Source organism: Streptomyces sp. NPDC042364 (genome assembly GCF_056437585.1).
Window position 1 is genome coordinate 274272 of sequence record NZ_JBWKAJ010000010.1, and the last position, 14641, is coordinate 288912.

Sequence of the window (14641 nt, forward strand, 5' to 3'; positions counted from 1 at the left end):
CGGGCGGGGCAGGTCGGCTCGTCAGGAGCTCCGGGAGCGCGAGCCGGGTGTCAGGCGAGCGGGTCGGGCGCCGCCGTGATGCCGTGCTCCGCCAGCTTCGCCTTGCCGCCGTCCGGCGCCGTCAGCACCAGCGGACCCTGTTCGGTCAGAGCCACCGAGTGCTCCCAGTGCGACGACCACGTGCCGTCCGTGGTGACCACGGTCCAGTCGTCCGACAGGACCTCCGTCCGCGGCGTGCCCAGGGACACCATCGGCTCGATCGCCAGGCAGAAGCCGGGCACCAGCTTGGGCCCCTTTCCGCGCCGCCGCTCGACGTAGTTCAGCAGATGCGGGTCCATGTGCATCTCCGTGCCGATGCCGTGGCCGCCGTAGTCCTCGACGATCCCGTACTTGCCGCCGCCCGGCTTGGGCTGCCGGCGGATGTACGTCTCGATGGCGCGGGAGATGTCGACGAGCCGGTTCCCCACCTTCATCGCGGCGATCCCGGCCCACATGGACTCCTCGGTGACCCGGGACAGCTCGATCAGCTCGGGGGCGTGGCCGGAGCCCACGAACGCCGTGTACGCGGCGTCCCCGTGCCAGCCGTCGACGATGGCGCCGCAGTCGATGGAGATGATGTCGCCGTCCTTCAGGACGACGTCGTCGCTCGGGATGCCGTGCACGACGACCTCGTTGACCGATGTGCAGATGGTCGCGGGGAAGCCGCCGTACCCGAGGAAGTTCGACTTGGCGCCGTGCTCCGCGAGCACCTTGCGGGCCACGTCGTCGAGGTCCTTCGTGGAGGCGCCCGGCACGGCCGCCTCACGGGTGGCCGCGTGGATGGCGGCGACGACCAGCCCCGCCTCGCGCATCTTGGCGATCTGCTCGGGGCTCTTGATCTGCACCATGAGGTCCTGCGCTCTCCGTCTTCTCCGCCTGGGGGCGTCTTCTGTGCCTGGGGCTCGTCGTTCTCGGGGTTGCCTGTACAACAGTACGGCCGCGGCGCCCTGACGGGCACCGCGGCCGGCGTACCGCTGACGGCTACTTGCCGTCGTCCTCGCGCTTCAGCGCGTCCATCGCGCGCTGGGTGACCTCTTCCACCTTGCCGAGCGCCGAGATCGTCACCACGAGGCCCTGGGCCTTGTAGTAGTCGATGATCGGCTCGGTCTGGGTGTGGTAGACCTCCAGGCGCTTGCGGACGGTCTCCTCGGAGTCGTCGTCGCGCTGGTAGAGCTCGCCGCCGCAGGCGTCGCACACGCCGTCCTGCCGGGGCTTCTTGTACGTGACGTGGAAGACGTGCGCCGAGTCGTTCCGGCAGATGCGGCGGCCGGCGATCCGCTTGACGACCTCTTCCTCGGGGACCTCCAGGTCCAGCACCGCGTCCAGGGTCATGGACTCTTCCTGGAGCGTCACGTCCAGCGCCTCGGCCTGCGAGACGTTGCGCGGGAAGCCGTCGAGCAGGAAGCCGCCCGCGGCGTCCGGCTGCTCCATGCGGTCCTTGGCCATCGCGATGGTGACCTCGTCCGGCACCAGCTCGCCCTTGTCCATGTAGGACTTCGCGAGTTTGCCGAGCTCCGTCTGCTTGCTGATGTTGGCCCGGAACAGGTCGCCCGTGGAGATGTGCGGGATGGACAGGTTCTTGGCGAGGAACGCGGCCTGCGTTCCCTTGCCCGCACCCGGCGGCCCGACGAGGACGATTCGCATCAGCGGAGGAACCCTTCGTAATTGCGCTGCTGGAGCTGGCTCTCGATCTGCTTCACCGTCTCCAGACCCACACCCACGATGATGAGGATGCTGGTACCGCCGAACGGGAAGTTCTGGTTTGCCCCGAAACCAGCCAACGCCATCGTCGGGACGAGAGCGATCAGACCCAAGTACAGCGAACCCGGCCAGGTGATCCGGTTGAGCACGTAGGAGAGGTACTCAGCGGTCGGTCGGCCAGCCCGGATGCCCGGGATGAAGCCACCATACTTCTTCATGTTGTCCGCGACTTCCTCGGGGTTGAACGAGATGGCCACGTAGAAGAACGCGAAGAAGACAATCAGGAAGAAGTAGATCGTGATGTGCACGGGCGCGTCCGGCTGCGCCAGGTTCTTCTGGATCCAAGCGGCCCAGCCGGCCGTGGAGTTGGAGAACTGGACGATGAGCGCCGGGATGTAGAGCAGCGACGAGGCGAAGATGACGGGAATCACACCCGCCTGGTTCACCTTCAGCGGGATGTACGTCGAGGTACCGCCGTAGGACCGGCGGCCGATCATGCGCTTCGCGTACTGCACCGGGATGCGGCGCTGGGCCTGCTCGACGAAGACCACCAGCGCGACCATCACGAAGCCCACGGCGATGACCGTCGCGAACTCGATCCAGCCGTCCGCCAGGCTGCCCTGCTCCTTGATGGCCCACAGGGCGGCCGGGAAGGTGGCGGCGATCGAGATGAACATCAGGATCGACATGCCGTTGCCGATGCCGCGGTCGGTGATGAGCTCACCCAGCCACATGACGAGCGCCGTACCGGCGGTCATGGTGATGACCATGACGACGGTGGTGTAGATCGACCGGTCCGGCACGATCTGGCCGGCCTGCGCGCAGTCGGGGAAGAGCGAACCGCTGCGGGCCGTCGCCACGAGACCGGTGCCCTGAAGGATCGCCAGCGCCACGGTCAGGTACCGCGTGTACTGCGTGATCTTCGCCGTACCGGCCTGACCCTCCTTCTTGAGGGCTTCGAGGCGCGGGATCACGACGGTCAGCAGCTGCAGGATGATGCTCGCCGTGATGTACGGCATGATGCCGAGCGCGAAGATCGTGATCTGCAGCAGCGCACCACCACTGAACATGTTGACCAGCCCGAAGATCCCCGAGTTGGTCTTCGTGGCATCGACGCAGAACTGGACCGCGCTGTAGTCGACGCCGGGGATCGGGACGTGCGTACCGATCCGGTAGATCACGATGATGCCGAGCGTGAAGAGCAGCTTCTTGCGCAGGTCGGGCGTCTTGAACGCCCGGGCGAACGCGGTGAGCACGGTTCCTCCTGCGACCCCCGCGACGCGCGCGGTAGGGACTAGTCGTTTCAACAGGGCCCGGTGGGCCGAACGATGTTTTCTACCACCCCGACACCGAACGGCATTCCTCGCGCGGGCACAGGTGGACCTCACGGACTCTAACAGTGCCTGTGCAGCCAGGTGAAGTTCGCTTGCCCTGCAAGCAATTCGCGGTCACCCGCCATCCACCAGATCCCGTCACACGTTCGAGTCCCGTACGCCGAACGGGATCGACCGCAGAGCCCCTCCCCTCGCCGTCGACCACGGCGGCGAATGGGACGAACCGGCACACAGGGCGTGGCGGACTCCGTGGCAGGCGCGCGGAAAGCTACCGCACAGTCACCACGGTGTACGACGAATCCCCGTGCGGCAGGGTTCCCGGCGGGGCGGGGCCGGGGGCTCCGTCGGCCGCCATTTCGCGGCGAGTGAACGCCGAAGGCCGAGCGGCTCCCCCGTGAGGGGAACCACCCGGCCTTCGTATGTGCTGCGCGGCGCGGCCGCCCGGGCTCAGACGAGCTCGGTGACGCTGCCGCCGGCGGCGGTGATCTTCTCCTTGGCGGAGCCGGAGACGGCGTCGACCGTCACCTGCAGCGCCACGGAGATCTCGCCCTGGCCGAGGACCTTGACGAGGCTGTTCTTGCGGACGGCACCCTTGGCGACCAGGTCGGCAACGGTGACCTCCCCACCCTCGGGGTAGAGGGCGGCGAGCTTGTCCAGGTTCACGACCTGGAACTCGGTCTTGAAGGGGTTCTTGAAGCCCTTCAGCTTCGGGAGACGCATGTGGAGGGGCATCTGGCCACCCTCGAAGCGCTCCGGAACCTGGTAGCGGGCCTTCGTGCCCTTGGTACCACGACCGGCCGTCTTACCCTTCGAGGCCTCACCACGACCGACACGGGTCTTGGCGGTCTTGGCACCGGGGGCGGGACGGAGGTTGTGGATCTTGAGCGGGTTGTTCTCCGCCATGATCAGTCGACCTCCTCGACCGTCACGAGGTGGCGGACGGTGTGCACCATGCCGCGGAACTCGGGGCGGTCCTCCTTGACGACCTGCGTGTTGATGCCCTTGAGACCAAGGGAGCGCAGGGTGTCACGGTGGTTCTGCTTGCTGCCGATGTAGGACTTGACCTGCGTGATCTTGAGCTGCGCCATGATCACACACCCGCCCCGGCACGCGCACGGAGCAGAGCCGCGGGGGCGACGTCCTCGAGGGGCAGACCACGGCGGGCCGCGATCTCCTCGGGACGCTGCAGGCCCTTGAGGGCCTCCACGGTCGCGTGCACGATGTTGATCGCGTTGTCGGAGCCGAGCGACTTCGACAGCACGTCGTGGATACCGGCGCACTCGAGCACGGCGCGCACCGGACCACCGGCGATAACACCGGTACCCGGGGACGCGGGCTTGAGCAGCACGACGCCGGCAGCCTTCTCACCCTGGATGGGGTGCGGGATGGTGCCCTGGATACGGGGGACCTTGAAGAAGTGCTTCTTGGCCTCCTCAACGCCCTTGGCGATGGCGGCCGGCACCTCCTTGGCCTTGCCGTAACCGACACCCACGGTGCCGTCACCGTCGCCCACCACGACCAGCGCGGTGAAGCTGAAGCGACGACCACCCTTCACAACCTTGGCGACGCGGTTGATCGCGACGACGCGCTCAACGTACGCGGTCTTCTCGGCGGCAGCTGCGCCGCCGTCACGGCCCTTCCGGTCCCGCCGCTCGCCGCCACCGGCACCGCCACCGCGGCGCTGGGGTCCAGCCATTGGATTTACCTCTCTCTTTCCGCTAGCTACGCAGCGAGCTCAGAACTTGAGCCCGGCCTCGCGGGCGGCGTCGGCCAGGGCCGCGATGCGACCCGCGTACCGGTTACCACCACGGTCGAACACGACGGCCTCGACACCAGCGGCCTTGGCACGCTCGGCGACCAGGGCGCCGACCTTGCCGGCCTGCGCCGACTTGTCGTCGTCGCCGCCACGGATGGACGAGTCCAGGGTGGACGCCGACGCAAGGGTGTGACCCTTGAGGTCGTCGATCACCTGGGCCACGATGTGGCGGTTCGAGCGGGTCACGACCAGGCGGGGACGCTCAGCCGTACCGTTGACCTTCTTACGGATACGGATGTGGCGCCGCTTGATGGCAGCACGCTTGTAAGCGTCGCCCTTAGCGATCTTCGTGCCGTATGCCATGGCTTACTTACCCGCCTTTCCGACCTTGCGGCGGATGACTTCGCCCTCGTACTTGACGCCCTTGGCCTTGTACGGGTCGGGCTTGCGCAGCTTGCGGATGTTGGCCGCAACCTCGCCGACCTTCTGCTTGTCGATGCCCTCGACCTGGAAGCGGGTCGGGGTCTCCACCTTGAAGGTGATTCCCTCGGGCGCCTCGACGGTGATCGGGTGGCTGTAGCCGAGCGCGAACTCGAGGTTCGAACCCTTGGCCTGCACGCGGTAACCGACACCGCTGATCTCGAGCTTCTTCACGTAACCCTGGGTCACGCCGGTGATCATGTTCGCCACCAGCGTGCGGGACAGGCCGTGCAGGGCCTTGCTCTGACGCTCGTCGTTGGGGCGGGTGACGTTCAGGACGCCGTCCTCACCCTTGGCGATCTCGATCGGCGCCACGACGGTGTGGGTCAGCGTGCCCTTGGGGCCCTTGACCGAGACCGTCTGGCCGTCGATGGTGACGTCCACGCCGGCGGGAACCGTGATGGGGAGCTTGCCAATGCGCGACATAGCTGTTTCCTCCGTTCCCTTCCGCTACCAGACGTAGGCGAGGACTTCTCCGCCTACGCCCTTCTTGCCGGCCTGCTTGTCGGTGAGGAGCCCGTGCGACGTGGAGATGATCGCCACGCCGAGGCCGCCGAGCACCTTCGGCAGGTTGGTGGACTTCGCGTACACCCGGAGACCGGGCTTGGAGATCCGCTTGATGCCCGCGATGGAGCGCTCACGGTTGGGGCCGAACTTCAGCTCCAGGACGAGGTTCTTGCCGACCTCGGCGTCCTCGACCTTCCAGCCCGTGATGAAGCCCTCCTGCTGGAGGATCTCCGCGATGTGGGACTTGATCTTCGATGCCGGCATCGTCACGGAGTCGTGGTATGCCGAGTTCGCGTTCCGCAGACGCGTAAGCATGTCTGCGATCGGATCAGTCATGGTCATGAATTGGCCTTCGGCCTCTCTCGCCGGGGTTTCCAGGTGCCCATCCCTCTCCTCGATCCGAGACGAGGCGGGTGCGGTGCGGTGGACCTACGGCGTAGTAAGTCGTACGGGCGACCATCAGGCGCCCAACCCTCCCAGCCTAAGCCATGGAGGGGAGGGCGCCTGACACGCCCAGTGCTTACCGAGAGCTTCCGGAATCCCTAAAAGCTGGGATTACCAGGAGCTCTTGGTCACGCCCGGCAGCTCGCCACGGTGAGCCATCTCACGGAGGCACACGCGGCACAGGCCGAACTTGCGGTACACGGAGTGCGGACGGCCACACCGCTGGCAGCGGGTGTAGCCGCGCACGGCGAACTTCGGCTTACGGGCAGCCTTCGCGATCAGAGCCTTCTTCGCCATCTCGCTCACGCCTCCTTGAAGGGGAAGCCGAGGTGACGAAGGAGCGCGCGGCCCTCAGCGTCGTTGGTCGCCGTGGTCACCACGGTGATGTCCATACCCCGGGTGCGGTCGATCTTGTCCTGGTCGATCTCGTGGAACATGACCTGCTCCGTGAGACCGAAGGTGTAGTTGCCACGGCCGTCGAACTGCTTGGGGGACAGACCACGGAAGTCGCGGATGCGCGGGAGCGCGAGCGACAGGGTGCGGTCCAGGAACTCCCACATGCGGTCGCCACGGAGCGTGACGTGGGCACCGATCGGCTGGCCCTCACGCAGCTTGAACTGCGCGATGGACTTGCGGGCCTTGGTGACGGCCGGCTTCTGACCGGTGATCGTGGTGAGGTCGCGGATGGCGCCCTCGATCAGCTTGGAGTCGCGGGCGGCGTCGCCCACACCCATGTTGACCACGATCTTGACGAGGCCGGGGATCTGCATGACGTTCTCGTACTTGAACTCGTCACGCAGCTTGCCCGCGATCTCCTCGCGGTACTTCGTCTTCAGACGCGGAGTGGTGGTGGTCGCCATCAGATGTCCTCACCCGTCCGCTTGGCAACGCGGATCTTGTTGCCTTCGTCGTCGAAGCGGTAACCGACACGCGTGACGACCTTCTTGCCGTCCTTCTCCACGACGAGCTGAACGTTGCTCACGTGAATCGGGGCCTCGGTCGTGACGATGCCACCGGCCTGCGAACCCTTGGCGGTCGGGCCGGCCTTGGTGTGCTTCTTGACCCGGTTGACACCCTCGACCAGGACACGGTCCTCGCGGGGGAAGGCCGCGATGACCTTGCCCTGCTTGCCCTTGTCCTTACCGGTGATGACCTGGACCAGGTCGCCCTTCTTGATCTTCATGCTTACAGCACCTCCGGCGCGAGCGAGATGATCTTCATGAACTTCTTCTCGCGCAGCTCACGGCCGACGGGGCCGAAGATACGGGTGCCGCGAGGGTCGCCGTCGTTCTTCAGAATGACGGCGGCGTTCTCGTCGAAGCGGATGTACGAGCCGTCCGGACGGCGGCGCTCCTTGACGGTGCGAACGATGACCGCCTTGACGACGTCACCCTTCTTCACGTTGCCACCGGGGATCGCGTCCTTGACGGTGGCGACGATGACGTCACCGATGCCCGCGTAGCGGCGACCGGAGCCACCGAGCACACGGATGCAAAGGATTTCCTTCGCACCAGTGTTGTCGGCGACGCGCAGTCGCGACTCCTGCTGGATCACGTCTATCTCCTGATTGTCTGCCGGTTCCCTCCGGGAGTTGACCGGAGAGCCTGGCGGAACCGTCCTGCGGATTTACCCCGCAGGAATTACTTGCGCCTCTTCGGGCGAGAACCCACGCCGGGGTCCGGGACGGAGCCCCGGCGGGGGTCAGCGGGGGCAGGACCCCCGCTTGATTACTTCGCCTTCTCGAGGATCTCGACGACGCGCCAGTGCTTGGTGGCGGACAGCGGCCGGGTCTCCATCAGGAGGACACGGTCGCCGACGCCGGCGGCGTTCTGCTCGTCGTGCGCCTTGAGCTTGCTCGTGCTGCGGATGACCTTGCCGTACAGGGCGTGCTTCTTGCGGTCCTCGACGGCGACGACGACGGTCTTGTCCATCTTGTCGCTGACGACGATGCCCTCACGGGTCTTGCGGAAGCCCCGCGCCTCAGTGTTCGTCTCAGTCACGTTGTTCTCGCTCATCAGGCGTTCTCCACCGTTTCGATGCCCAGCTCACGCTCGCGCATCAGGGTGTAGATCCGCGCGATGTCCTTGCGGACCGCCTTCAGACGGCCGTGGTTCTCGAGCTGTCCGGTCGCCGCCTGGAAGCGGAGGTTGAACAGCTCTTCCTTGGCCTCGCGGAGCTTCGCCAGAAGCTCCTCGTTGCCCAGCTCGCGCAGCTCGGACGCCTTGGTACCGGCCGACATCACGCTTCACCTGCCTCGCGCTTGACGATCCGGCACTTCATCGGCAGCTTGTGAGCGGCGCGAGTCAGGGCCTCACGGGCGATCTTCTCGTTGGGGTACGACAGCTCGAACATCACGCGTCCGGGCTTGACGTTGGCGATCCACCACTCCGGGGAACCCTTACCGGAACCCATGCGGGTCTCGGCAGGCTTCTTGGTGAGGGGACGGTCCGGGTAGATGTTGATCCAGACCTTGCCACCACGCTTGATGTGACGCGTCATGGCGATACGAGCGGCCTCGATCTGACGGTTCGTCACATACGCCGGGGTGAGCGCCTGGATGCCGTACTCGCCGAACGCAACCTGCGTGCCACCCTTGGCAGCGCCGTCGCGCTTGGGGTGGTGCTGCTTGCGGTGCTTGACCCTACGGGGGATCAGCATGTCGGTCAGGCCTCCGTTCCGGTGCTCTCAGCCGGAGCAGCCACGGGGGCCTCGGCCTTGGGGGCCTCGGCGCCGGCAGCCTGCTGCGGCTTGCGACCGCGCCGCTCGCCACCGCGGCCACCACGGGCCGGGCGGTCGGCACCGCCGCGGGCCGGGCGGTTACCCGCACGGGCAGCGGCGTTCTCGGCGCGGACCTCGGCGATGTTCTTGACGTCGCCCTTGTAGATCCAGACCTTCACACCGATGCGGCCGAAGGTCGTCTTGGCCTCGAAGAAGCCGTAGTCCACGTTCGCGCGGAGCGTGTGCAGGGGCACGCGGCCCTCGCGGTAGAACTCCGAGCGGGACATCTCGGCGCCGCCGAGGCGGCCACCGCACTGGATCTTGATGCCCTTGGCGCCGGCCTTCATGGCGGACTGCATGCTCTTGCGCATGGCCCGACGGAAGGAGACGCGGGAGGACAGCTGCTCGGCGACGGCCTGAGCAACCAGCTGAGCATCGGTCTCGGGGTTCTTGACCTCGAGGATGTTCAGCTGGACCTGCTTGCCCGTCAGCTTCTCCAGCTGACCGCGGATCTTGTCGGCCTCCGCGCCGCGGCGGCCGATGACGATGCCCGGACGCGCGGTGTGGATGTCGACGCGGACACGGTCACGGGTGCGCTCGATCTCCACCTTGGAGATACCGGCGCGCTCCATGCCGGACGTCAGCATCCGACGGATGGCGACGTCTTCCTTGACGTAGTCCTTGTACAGCTTGTCGGCGTACCACCGGGACTTGAAGTCCGTGGTGACACCGAGCCGGAACCCATGCGGGTTAACCTTCTGGCCCATTACCGGGTTCCTTCCTTGCTGCTGACGACCACAGTGATGTGGCTGGTCCGCTTGCGGATCCGGTAGGCACGGCCCTGGGCGCGCGGACGGAACCGCTTCAGGGTCGGACCCTCGTCGACGTACGCCTCGCTGATGAACAGCGAAGAGGCGTCCGTGTGGTCGTAGTTGTGCGCGGCGTTGGCAATGGCGCTGTCGAGCACCTTGCCGACGGGCACGGAGGCGGCCTGCGGAGCGAATCGCAGGACCGCCTGAGCCTCCGTGGCGTCCATGCCACGGATAAGGTCCACCACGCGGCGGGCCTTCATGGGCGTGACGCGGATGTACCGCGCCTGGGCCCTGGCTTCCATGGTTGTCCCTTCAGTTACTTACGTGTCTGAATGCGATCCGCTACTAGCGGCGCTTCGACTTCCGGTCTTCCTTGACGTGACCCCGGAAGGTGCGCGTCGGCGAGAACTCGCCGAGCTTGTGGCCGACCATCGACTCGGTGACGAACACCGGGATGTGGGTCTTGCCGTTGTGCACCGCGATCGTGTGGCCGAGCATGGCCGGGACGATCATCGAGCGACGGGACCAGGTCTTGATGACGTTCTTGGTGCCGGCTTCGTTCTGGGCGTCCACCTTCTTGATCAGGTGGTCGTCGACGAAGGGCCCCTTCTTGAGACTGCGCGGCATCTAAACCCGCTCCTAGCGCTTCTTGTTCGTCTTGCGGCGGCGGACGATGTACTTGTTCGACGCCTTCTTGGGCGAACGAGTACGACCTTCCTTCTGACCCCAGGGGCTGACCGGGTGGCGACCACCGGAGGTCTTGCCCTCACCACCACCGTGGGGGTGGTCAACCGGGTTCATCGCCACACCGCGAACGGTCGGGCGGACGCCCAGCCAGCGCTTGCGGCCGGCCTTGCCCCAGTTGATGTTGCTCTGCTCGGCGTTGCCGACCTCGCCGACGGTGGCGCGGCAGCGCACGTCGACCAGGCGGATCTCACCGGAGGGCATGCGGAGGTGGGCGTAGGCGCCCTCCTTCGCGAGCAGCTGCACGGAGGCACCGGCGGAGCGGGCGAACTTGGCACCGCCACCGGGACGGAGCTCGATCGCGTGGATCGTGGTACCGACCGGGATGTTGCGGAGGGCCAGGTTGTTGCCCGGCTTGATGTCGGCCCCGGGACCGTTCTCGACGCGGTCACCCTGCTGCAGGTTGCGCGGGGCGAGGATGTAGCGCTTCTCGCCGTCGGCGTAGTGCAGCAGCGCGATGCGCGCGGTGCGGTTGGGGTCGTACTCGATGTGCGCGACCTTCGCCGGCACGCCGTCCTTGTCGTGACGACGGAAGTCGATCACTCGGTAGGCGCGCTTGTGTCCGCCACCCTGGTGGCGAACGGTCACACGACCGGCGTTGTTACGGCCGCCCTTGCTGTGCAGGGGGCGGACCAGCGACTTCTCCGGCGTGGACCGCGTGATCTCGACGAAGTCGGCGACGCTGGAGCCACGGCGGCCCGGCGTAGTCGGCTTGTACTTGCGGATACCCATTGTCTCTCAGTCCTCGGAAGTTTCCGATTATCTGGACGCTCCGACCCGCTTACGCGGTCGGACCGCCGAAGATGTCGATACGGTCGCCCTCAGCGAGGGTCACGATCGCGCGCTTGCTGTCGGCACGCTTGCCGAAGCCCGTGCGGGTCCGCTTGCGCTTGCCCTGGCGGTTGATCGTGTTGACCCCGGTGACCTTGACCGAGAAGACCGACTGCACGGCCTCCTTGATCTGGGTCTTGTTGGCCCGCGGGTCGACGATGAACGTGTACTTGTTCTCGTCGAGGAGCGCGTAGCTCTTCTCGGACACGACCGGCTTGATCAGGACGTCACGGGGGTCCGTGTACGCCTTGCTCGCCGGGGTGACGACGGTGTTCTTGCCCTCGGTGGCGTGGCGGCGCGCCTTGGCGACGCGCGCGGCCTTGGCGGCCTTCGCAGCCTTGGAGGCGATGCTCGGGTGACGCGTAGCCATCAGGCCTCGCTCCCTTCGGTGTCGTTGGCCTTGTTCGGGCCGGACACGAAGGACTCAAGAGCGGCCTGGGTGAAGACCACGTCGTCCGAGACGATCACGTCGTACGTGTTCAGCTGGCCCGGCTCCAGGATGTGGACCTGGGGCAGGTTACGGGCGGAGAGCCACGCGGCCTCGTCGGAGCGCTCGGCGACCAGGAGCAGGTTCTTGCGCTCCGAGATCTTGCCGAACAGGCTCCTGGCGGCCTTGGTGGACGGGTTCTCGCCCTCGATCACGCCGGAGACGACGTGGATGCGGTTGTGGCGGGCCCGGTCGGTGAGGGCGTGGCGCAGGGCCGCGGCCTTCATCTTCTTCGGGGTCCGCTGCGAGTAGTCACGCGGCTGCGGGCCGTGGACGACGCCACCACCGGCGAACTGGGGCGCGCGGGTCGAGCCCTGGCGCGCACGGCCGGTGCCCTTCTGACGGTAAGGCTTCTTACCGCCACCACGAACCTCGCCGCGGGTCTTGGTCTTGTGCGTGCCCTGACGGGCAGCCGCGTTCTGCGCGACGACGACCTGGTGGATCAGCGGGATGCTGACCTTCTCCACGCCGAAGATCTCCGCGGGGAGCTCGACGCTTCCGGTCTTCTCGCCGGCAGGCGAAAGGATGTCAACAGTGCTCATCGGTACCTCAGGCCCCCTTGGCCGCGGTGCGGACCAGGACGAGGCCGCCGTTCGGACCGGGAACCGCGCCCTTGATGAGCAGCAGACCCTTCTCCGCGTCAACGGCGTGGACGGTCAGGTTCTGGGTGGTGACCCGCTCGTTGCCCATGCGACCCGCCATGCGGAGGCCCTTGAACACACGGCCCGGGGTGGCGCAGCCACCGATGGAACCGGGCGAGCGGTGCTTGCGCTGGGTGCCGTGACCGGCGCCGAGGCCACCGAAGTTGTGACGCTTCATGACACCGGCGAAGCCCTTGCCCTTGCTCTTGCCGGTGACGTCGACCTTCACGCCGGCCTCGAACACCTCAGCGGTGATCTCCTGGCCCAGCGTGTACTCGGAGGCGTCCGCGGTGCGGATCTCGACGAGGTGGCGACGGGGGGTGACGTCGGCCTTGGCGAAGTGGCCCTTGAGGGGCTTGTTCACCTTGCGCGGGTCGATCTCGCCGAAGGCGATCTGGACCGACTCGTAGCCGTCGACGTCGTTGGTACGAACCTGGGTCACGACGTTGGGGCCGGCCTTGACGACGGTGACCGGAACAACACGGTTGTTCTCGTCCCACACCTGCGTCATGCCGAGCTTCTCGCCCAGGATGCCCTTGATCTGCTTAGCCATTCTCAGATCACCGCCCTCAGAGCTTGATCTCGATGTCGACACCGGCCGGGAGGTCGAGTCGCATCAGAGAGTCAACGGTCTTGGGGGTGGGGTCGAGAATGTCGATCAGGCGCTTGTGCGTGCGCATCTCGAAGTGCTCGCGCGAGTCCTTGTACTTGTGCGGCGACTTGATGACGCAGTACACGTTCTTCTCAGTGGGCAGCGGCACCGGGCCCGCGACCGACGCACCAGTGCGGGTCACCGTCTCGACGATCTTCTTCGCCGAGGAGTCGATGACCTCGTGGTCGTAGGCCTTGAGCCGGATGCGGATCTTCTGTCCCGCCATGGCTACTCAGTAGTCCTGTCTCTCTAACGCTCTGGAACCCGGTGTTCCCAGTCCCGTCCTCCGACCCACGCGGTCGGGCGTGTCGCGCTTCCGCTGACACAGATGTCCCTTGTTCGAACATTCCCTGCCTGGGAAACACGGCCCTTCCGGAACCGCGGACCGGGGGCGGAGGCCCACCGGGTGCCTGGCCGGTGCCGCGTCACACTTCCCGGAAGATTCCCGTACGTCCGCCCCAGCGCTGCCGTGAGGCAGTTAGAGCGACGAGTACTGTGGGACTCGCTTCCGGTCCCCCCGGCGGGAGGCGTGCAGCATCAACACTCGACCGAGCAACTCGGACAGTCTGCCATATGGGGCAGGGGCTCCGCCAATCGAGCCGGAGAGATTACCCCGAGAGTGACCGAGGTCAAACCAAGGTCCCCGGAGAGGCGCCCGGAGTGGGCGCGCACGCCCACGGAGCGCCCTGTCCGCGCCGACTTCGGGGCGTGGCCTCAGCCCTGTACCGAGGTGCGCTCCACCGGGGTCGCCCAGTGTGCCGTGCCCAGGCACAGGGCGACCGCGGCGGGCAGGAGCAGGACGACTGCCGGGTCCACCGCCTCGTCGAGGAGCCAGGCGCCCAGCACGCCGCCCGTGAACATGGCGCCCACCGACGCGAGACGGCGGCCCTCGTGCCGGGCGCCGGAGCCGATCCGGGTGTCGGCGGTCGGCGGGAGGCCGCTGAGCAGGGCGGTCAGCGTGCGGGTGGAGAGCGTGGTGGGCACGTCCGGGACCGCCACCCTGAGCGCGGTGACGTTGCGCAGGCCCATGGCCGCGGCCACCAGCGCGACCACCGTGAAGTGGCGGCCGGTCAGCGGCTCGTCCGACCCGGTCGGCGGGTGGACGCCGGTGCGCCACGCGACGAGGGCGCCGAGCCCCAGCAGGACGGCCTCGGCGAGCAGCGCGACCACGAACCAGCGGCGTCCCCGCCGGTCCACCCCCGACTCCAGCCGGGAGCCGAGCACCGCGCCGACCGTGAAGCCGGCGATGGAGACACCGGAGGCGGCCGGGGACAGGTCGGCGGCACCGGTGAGCGCGAAGGCGAGGAAGAGCAGGTTCCCCGTCTGGACGGCGGTGAACACCGGGCCCAGGACGAGAAAGCTCACGGCCTCGATCATGCCGGTCGTCAGCGTGAGCACCAGCATCACCGAGGTGAGTACGACACCCGCTCGGGGTTTCATGGCGGGACCCTAAGACCGGTTAATCCGCTGGCCCGCCGTCGCCACGCGCTCCTAC

General features: G+C 67.0%; 25 protein-coding genes. All 25 read right to left on the bottom strand.

Translation table 11 applies throughout. The annotated features are described in order from the left end of the window. Nucleotides 1–50: 50 nt before the first annotated feature. The 25 genes from map to AC067N_RS22210 all read right to left on the bottom strand — a co-directional run bounded on the left by map (nt 51) and on the right by AC067N_RS22210 (nt 14586). Nucleotides 51–887 carry a type I methionyl aminopeptidase gene (map, locus tag AC067N_RS22090; protein ID WP_478680584.1) on the bottom strand — a complete coding sequence of 279 codons (837 nt, stop codon included), beginning with the start codon at nt 885–887 and terminating at the stop codon, nt 51–53. A gap of 133 nt (nt 888–1020) precedes the next feature. Next, a complete protein-coding gene (locus AC067N_RS22095; RefSeq protein ID WP_478680585.1) occupies nt 1021–1683 on the bottom strand; it encodes an adenylate kinase in 663 nt (220 codons plus the stop codon). Beyond that, nucleotides 1683–2996, bottom strand: a complete 1314-nt coding sequence (gene secY / locus AC067N_RS22100) for a preprotein translocase subunit SecY (protein ID WP_478680586.1) — start codon at nt 2994–2996, stop codon at nt 1683–1685. Before secY ends, AC067N_RS22095 begins: the two co-directional genes overlap by 1 nt. A 525-nt stretch (nt 2997–3521) precedes the next feature. Continuing rightward, nucleotides 3522–3977 carry a 50S ribosomal protein L15 gene (gene rplO / locus AC067N_RS22105; protein ID WP_184591439.1) on the bottom strand — a complete coding sequence of 152 codons (456 nt, stop codon included), beginning with the start codon at nt 3975–3977 and terminating at the stop codon, nt 3522–3524. A gap of 2 nt (nt 3978–3979) precedes the next feature. After that, a complete protein-coding gene (gene rpmD / locus AC067N_RS22110) occupies nt 3980–4162 on the bottom strand; it encodes a 50S ribosomal protein L30 (RefSeq protein WP_003974250.1) in 183 nt (60 codons plus the stop codon). 2 nt (nt 4163–4164) lie between these two features. Then, nucleotides 4165–4770, bottom strand: coding sequence for a 30S ribosomal protein S5 (gene rpsE / locus AC067N_RS22115; RefSeq protein ID WP_004984517.1), 606 nt, complete (start codon nt 4768–4770; stop codon nt 4165–4167). A 39-nt stretch (nt 4771–4809) separates the two neighbouring features. Then, nucleotides 4810–5193, bottom strand: coding sequence for a 50S ribosomal protein L18 (gene rplR / locus AC067N_RS22120; protein WP_478680587.1), 384 nt, complete (start codon nt 5191–5193; stop codon nt 4810–4812). A gap of 3 nt (nt 5194–5196) precedes the next feature. Beyond that, entirely contained in the window at nt 5197–5736 is a 540-nt protein-coding gene (gene rplF / locus AC067N_RS22125) for a 50S ribosomal protein L6 (protein ID WP_055517273.1), read from the bottom strand. Between the two features lie 24 nt (nt 5737–5760). Next, nucleotides 5761–6159: a 30S ribosomal protein S8 gene (gene rpsH / locus AC067N_RS22130; protein ID WP_007384075.1), complete on the bottom strand. Its 399-nt coding sequence runs from the start codon at nt 6157–6159 to the stop codon at nt 5761–5763. Between the two features lie 213 nt (nt 6160–6372). Next, entirely contained in the window at nt 6373–6558 is a 186-nt protein-coding gene (locus AC067N_RS22135) for a type Z 30S ribosomal protein S14 (RefSeq protein ID WP_049567381.1), read from the bottom strand. Nucleotides 6559–6563: 5 nt separating this feature from the next. Then, complete coding sequence (gene rplE / locus AC067N_RS22140) at nt 6564–7121, bottom strand: 50S ribosomal protein L5 (RefSeq protein WP_020135807.1); 558 nt, start codon at nt 7119–7121, stop codon at nt 6564–6566. Next, a complete protein-coding gene (gene rplX, locus AC067N_RS22145) occupies nt 7121–7444 on the bottom strand; it encodes a 50S ribosomal protein L24 (protein ID WP_055517275.1) in 324 nt (107 codons plus the stop codon). Before rplX ends, rplE begins: the two co-directional genes overlap by 1 nt. A gap of 2 nt (nt 7445–7446) precedes the next feature. Then, nucleotides 7447–7815, bottom strand: coding sequence for a 50S ribosomal protein L14 (gene rplN, locus AC067N_RS22150; protein ID WP_003998823.1), 369 nt, complete (start codon nt 7813–7815; stop codon nt 7447–7449). 173 nt (nt 7816–7988) lie between these two features. Beyond that, nucleotides 7989–8276 (bottom strand): 30S ribosomal protein S17, encoded by a 288-nt coding sequence (gene rpsQ, locus AC067N_RS22155; protein ID WP_006130775.1) that lies wholly within the window; start codon nt 8274–8276, stop codon nt 7989–7991. After that, nucleotides 8276–8500, bottom strand: a complete 225-nt coding sequence (gene rpmC / locus AC067N_RS22160; protein WP_007494763.1) for a 50S ribosomal protein L29 — start codon at nt 8498–8500, stop codon at nt 8276–8278. Before rpmC ends, rpsQ begins: the two co-directional genes overlap by 1 nt. After that, nucleotides 8500–8919 (bottom strand): 50S ribosomal protein L16, encoded by a 420-nt coding sequence (gene rplP / locus AC067N_RS22165; protein ID WP_046732372.1) that lies wholly within the window; start codon nt 8917–8919, stop codon nt 8500–8502. Before rplP ends, rpmC begins: the two co-directional genes overlap by 1 nt. A 5-nt stretch (nt 8920–8924) precedes the next feature. After that, nucleotides 8925–9746, bottom strand: a complete 822-nt coding sequence (gene rpsC / locus AC067N_RS22170) for a 30S ribosomal protein S3 (RefSeq protein WP_055710748.1) — start codon at nt 9744–9746, stop codon at nt 8925–8927. Next, a complete protein-coding gene (rplV, locus tag AC067N_RS22175; protein ID WP_009327087.1) occupies nt 9746–10093 on the bottom strand; it encodes a 50S ribosomal protein L22 in 348 nt (115 codons plus the stop codon). Before rplV ends, rpsC begins: the two co-directional genes overlap by 1 nt. A gap of 43 nt (nt 10094–10136) precedes the next feature. After that, the gene (rpsS, locus tag AC067N_RS22180) at nt 10137–10418 is read right to left on the bottom strand and encodes a 30S ribosomal protein S19 (protein WP_004984529.1); all 282 of its coding nucleotides are present in this window, start codon (nt 10416–10418) and stop codon (nt 10137–10139) included. Nucleotides 10419–10430: 12 nt separating this feature from the next. Continuing rightward, nucleotides 10431–11267: a 50S ribosomal protein L2 gene (rplB, locus tag AC067N_RS22185; protein WP_055517283.1), complete on the bottom strand. Its 837-nt coding sequence runs from the start codon at nt 11265–11267 to the stop codon at nt 10431–10433. Between the two features lie 49 nt (nt 11268–11316). After that, nucleotides 11317–11736, bottom strand: coding sequence for a 50S ribosomal protein L23 (rplW, locus tag AC067N_RS22190; protein WP_468074815.1), 420 nt, complete (start codon nt 11734–11736; stop codon nt 11317–11319). Beyond that, nucleotides 11736–12395, bottom strand: a complete 660-nt coding sequence (gene rplD / locus AC067N_RS22195; RefSeq protein WP_478680588.1) for a 50S ribosomal protein L4 — start codon at nt 12393–12395, stop codon at nt 11736–11738. The genes rplW and rplD overlap by 1 nt, the downstream gene beginning before the upstream one ends. A gap of 7 nt (nt 12396–12402) precedes the next feature. Beyond that, the gene (rplC, locus tag AC067N_RS22200; protein ID WP_103781446.1) at nt 12403–13047 is read right to left on the bottom strand and encodes a 50S ribosomal protein L3; all 645 of its coding nucleotides are present in this window, start codon (nt 13045–13047) and stop codon (nt 12403–12405) included. A 16-nt stretch (nt 13048–13063) separates the two neighbouring features. Beyond that, complete coding sequence (rpsJ, locus tag AC067N_RS22205; RefSeq protein ID WP_003948644.1) at nt 13064–13372, bottom strand: 30S ribosomal protein S10; 309 nt, start codon at nt 13370–13372, stop codon at nt 13064–13066. 488 nt (nt 13373–13860) lie between these two features. Next, entirely contained in the window at nt 13861–14586 is a 726-nt protein-coding gene (locus tag AC067N_RS22210; protein ID WP_478680589.1) for a YoaK family protein, read from the bottom strand. Nucleotides 14587–14641 lie beyond the last annotated feature (55 nt).

Coding starts and splice junctions, on each gene's coding strand:
- map (WP_478680584.1), bottom strand. CDS start 887: ATGGTGCAGATCAAGAGCCCCGAGCAGATCGCCAAGATGCGCGAGGCG.
- AC067N_RS22095 (WP_478680585.1), bottom strand. CDS start 1,683: ATGCGAATCGTCCTCGTCGGGCCGCCGGGTGCGGGCAAGGGAACGCAG.
- rplO (WP_184591439.1), bottom strand. CDS start 3,977: ATGGCGGAGAACAACCCGCTCAAGATCCACAACCTCCGTCCCGCCCCC.
- rpmD (WP_003974250.1), bottom strand. CDS start 4,162: ATGGCGCAGCTCAAGATCACGCAGGTCAAGTCCTACATCGGCAGCAAG.
- rpsE (WP_004984517.1), bottom strand. CDS start 4,770: ATGGCTGGACCCCAGCGCCGCGGTGGCGGTGCCGGTGGCGGCGAGCGG.
- rplR (WP_478680587.1), bottom strand. CDS start 5,193: ATGGCATACGGCACGAAGATCGCTAAGGGCGACGCTTACAAGCGTGCT.
- rplF (WP_055517273.1), bottom strand. CDS start 5,736: ATGTCGCGCATTGGCAAGCTCCCCATCACGGTTCCCGCCGGCGTGGAC.
- rpsH (WP_007384075.1), bottom strand. CDS start 6,159: ATGACCATGACTGATCCGATCGCAGACATGCTTACGCGTCTGCGGAAC.
- AC067N_RS22135 (WP_049567381.1), bottom strand. CDS start 6,558: ATGGCGAAGAAGGCTCTGATCGCGAAGGCTGCCCGTAAGCCGAAGTTC.
- rplE (WP_020135807.1), bottom strand. CDS start 7,121: ATGGCGACCACCACCACTCCGCGTCTGAAGACGAAGTACCGCGAGGAG.
- rplX (WP_055517275.1), bottom strand. CDS start 7,444: ATGAAGATCAAGAAGGGCGACCTGGTCCAGGTCATCACCGGTAAGGAC.
- rpsQ (WP_006130775.1), bottom strand. CDS start 8,276: ATGAGCGAGAACAACGTGACTGAGACGAACACTGAGGCGCGGGGCTTC.
- rpmC (WP_007494763.1), bottom strand. CDS start 8,500: ATGTCGGCCGGTACCAAGGCGTCCGAGCTGCGCGAGCTGGGCAACGAG.
- rplP (WP_046732372.1), bottom strand. CDS start 8,919: ATGCTGATCCCCCGTAGGGTCAAGCACCGCAAGCAGCACCACCCCAAG.
- rpsC (WP_055710748.1), bottom strand. CDS start 9,746: ATGGGCCAGAAGGTTAACCCGCATGGGTTCCGGCTCGGTGTCACCACG.
- rplV (WP_009327087.1), bottom strand. CDS start 10,093: ATGGAAGCCAGGGCCCAGGCGCGGTACATCCGCGTCACGCCCATGAAG.
- rpsS (WP_004984529.1), bottom strand. CDS start 10,418: ATGCCGCGCAGTCTCAAGAAGGGGCCCTTCGTCGACGACCACCTGATC.
- rplB (WP_055517283.1), bottom strand. CDS start 11,267: ATGGGTATCCGCAAGTACAAGCCGACTACGCCGGGCCGCCGTGGCTCC.
- rplW (WP_468074815.1), bottom strand. CDS start 11,736: ATGGCTACGCGTCACCCGAGCATCGCCTCCAAGGCTGCGAAGGCCGCC.
- rplD (WP_478680588.1), bottom strand. CDS start 12,395: ATGAGCACTGTTGACATCCTTTCGCCTGCCGGCGAGAAGACCGGAAGC.
- rplC (WP_103781446.1), bottom strand. CDS start 13,047: ATGGCTAAGCAGATCAAGGGCATCCTGGGCGAGAAGCTCGGCATGACG.
- rpsJ (WP_003948644.1), bottom strand. CDS start 13,372: ATGGCGGGACAGAAGATCCGCATCCGGCTCAAGGCCTACGACCACGAG.
- AC067N_RS22210 (WP_478680589.1), bottom strand. CDS start 14,586: ATGAAACCCCGAGCGGGTGTCGTACTCACCTCGGTGATGCTGGTGCTC.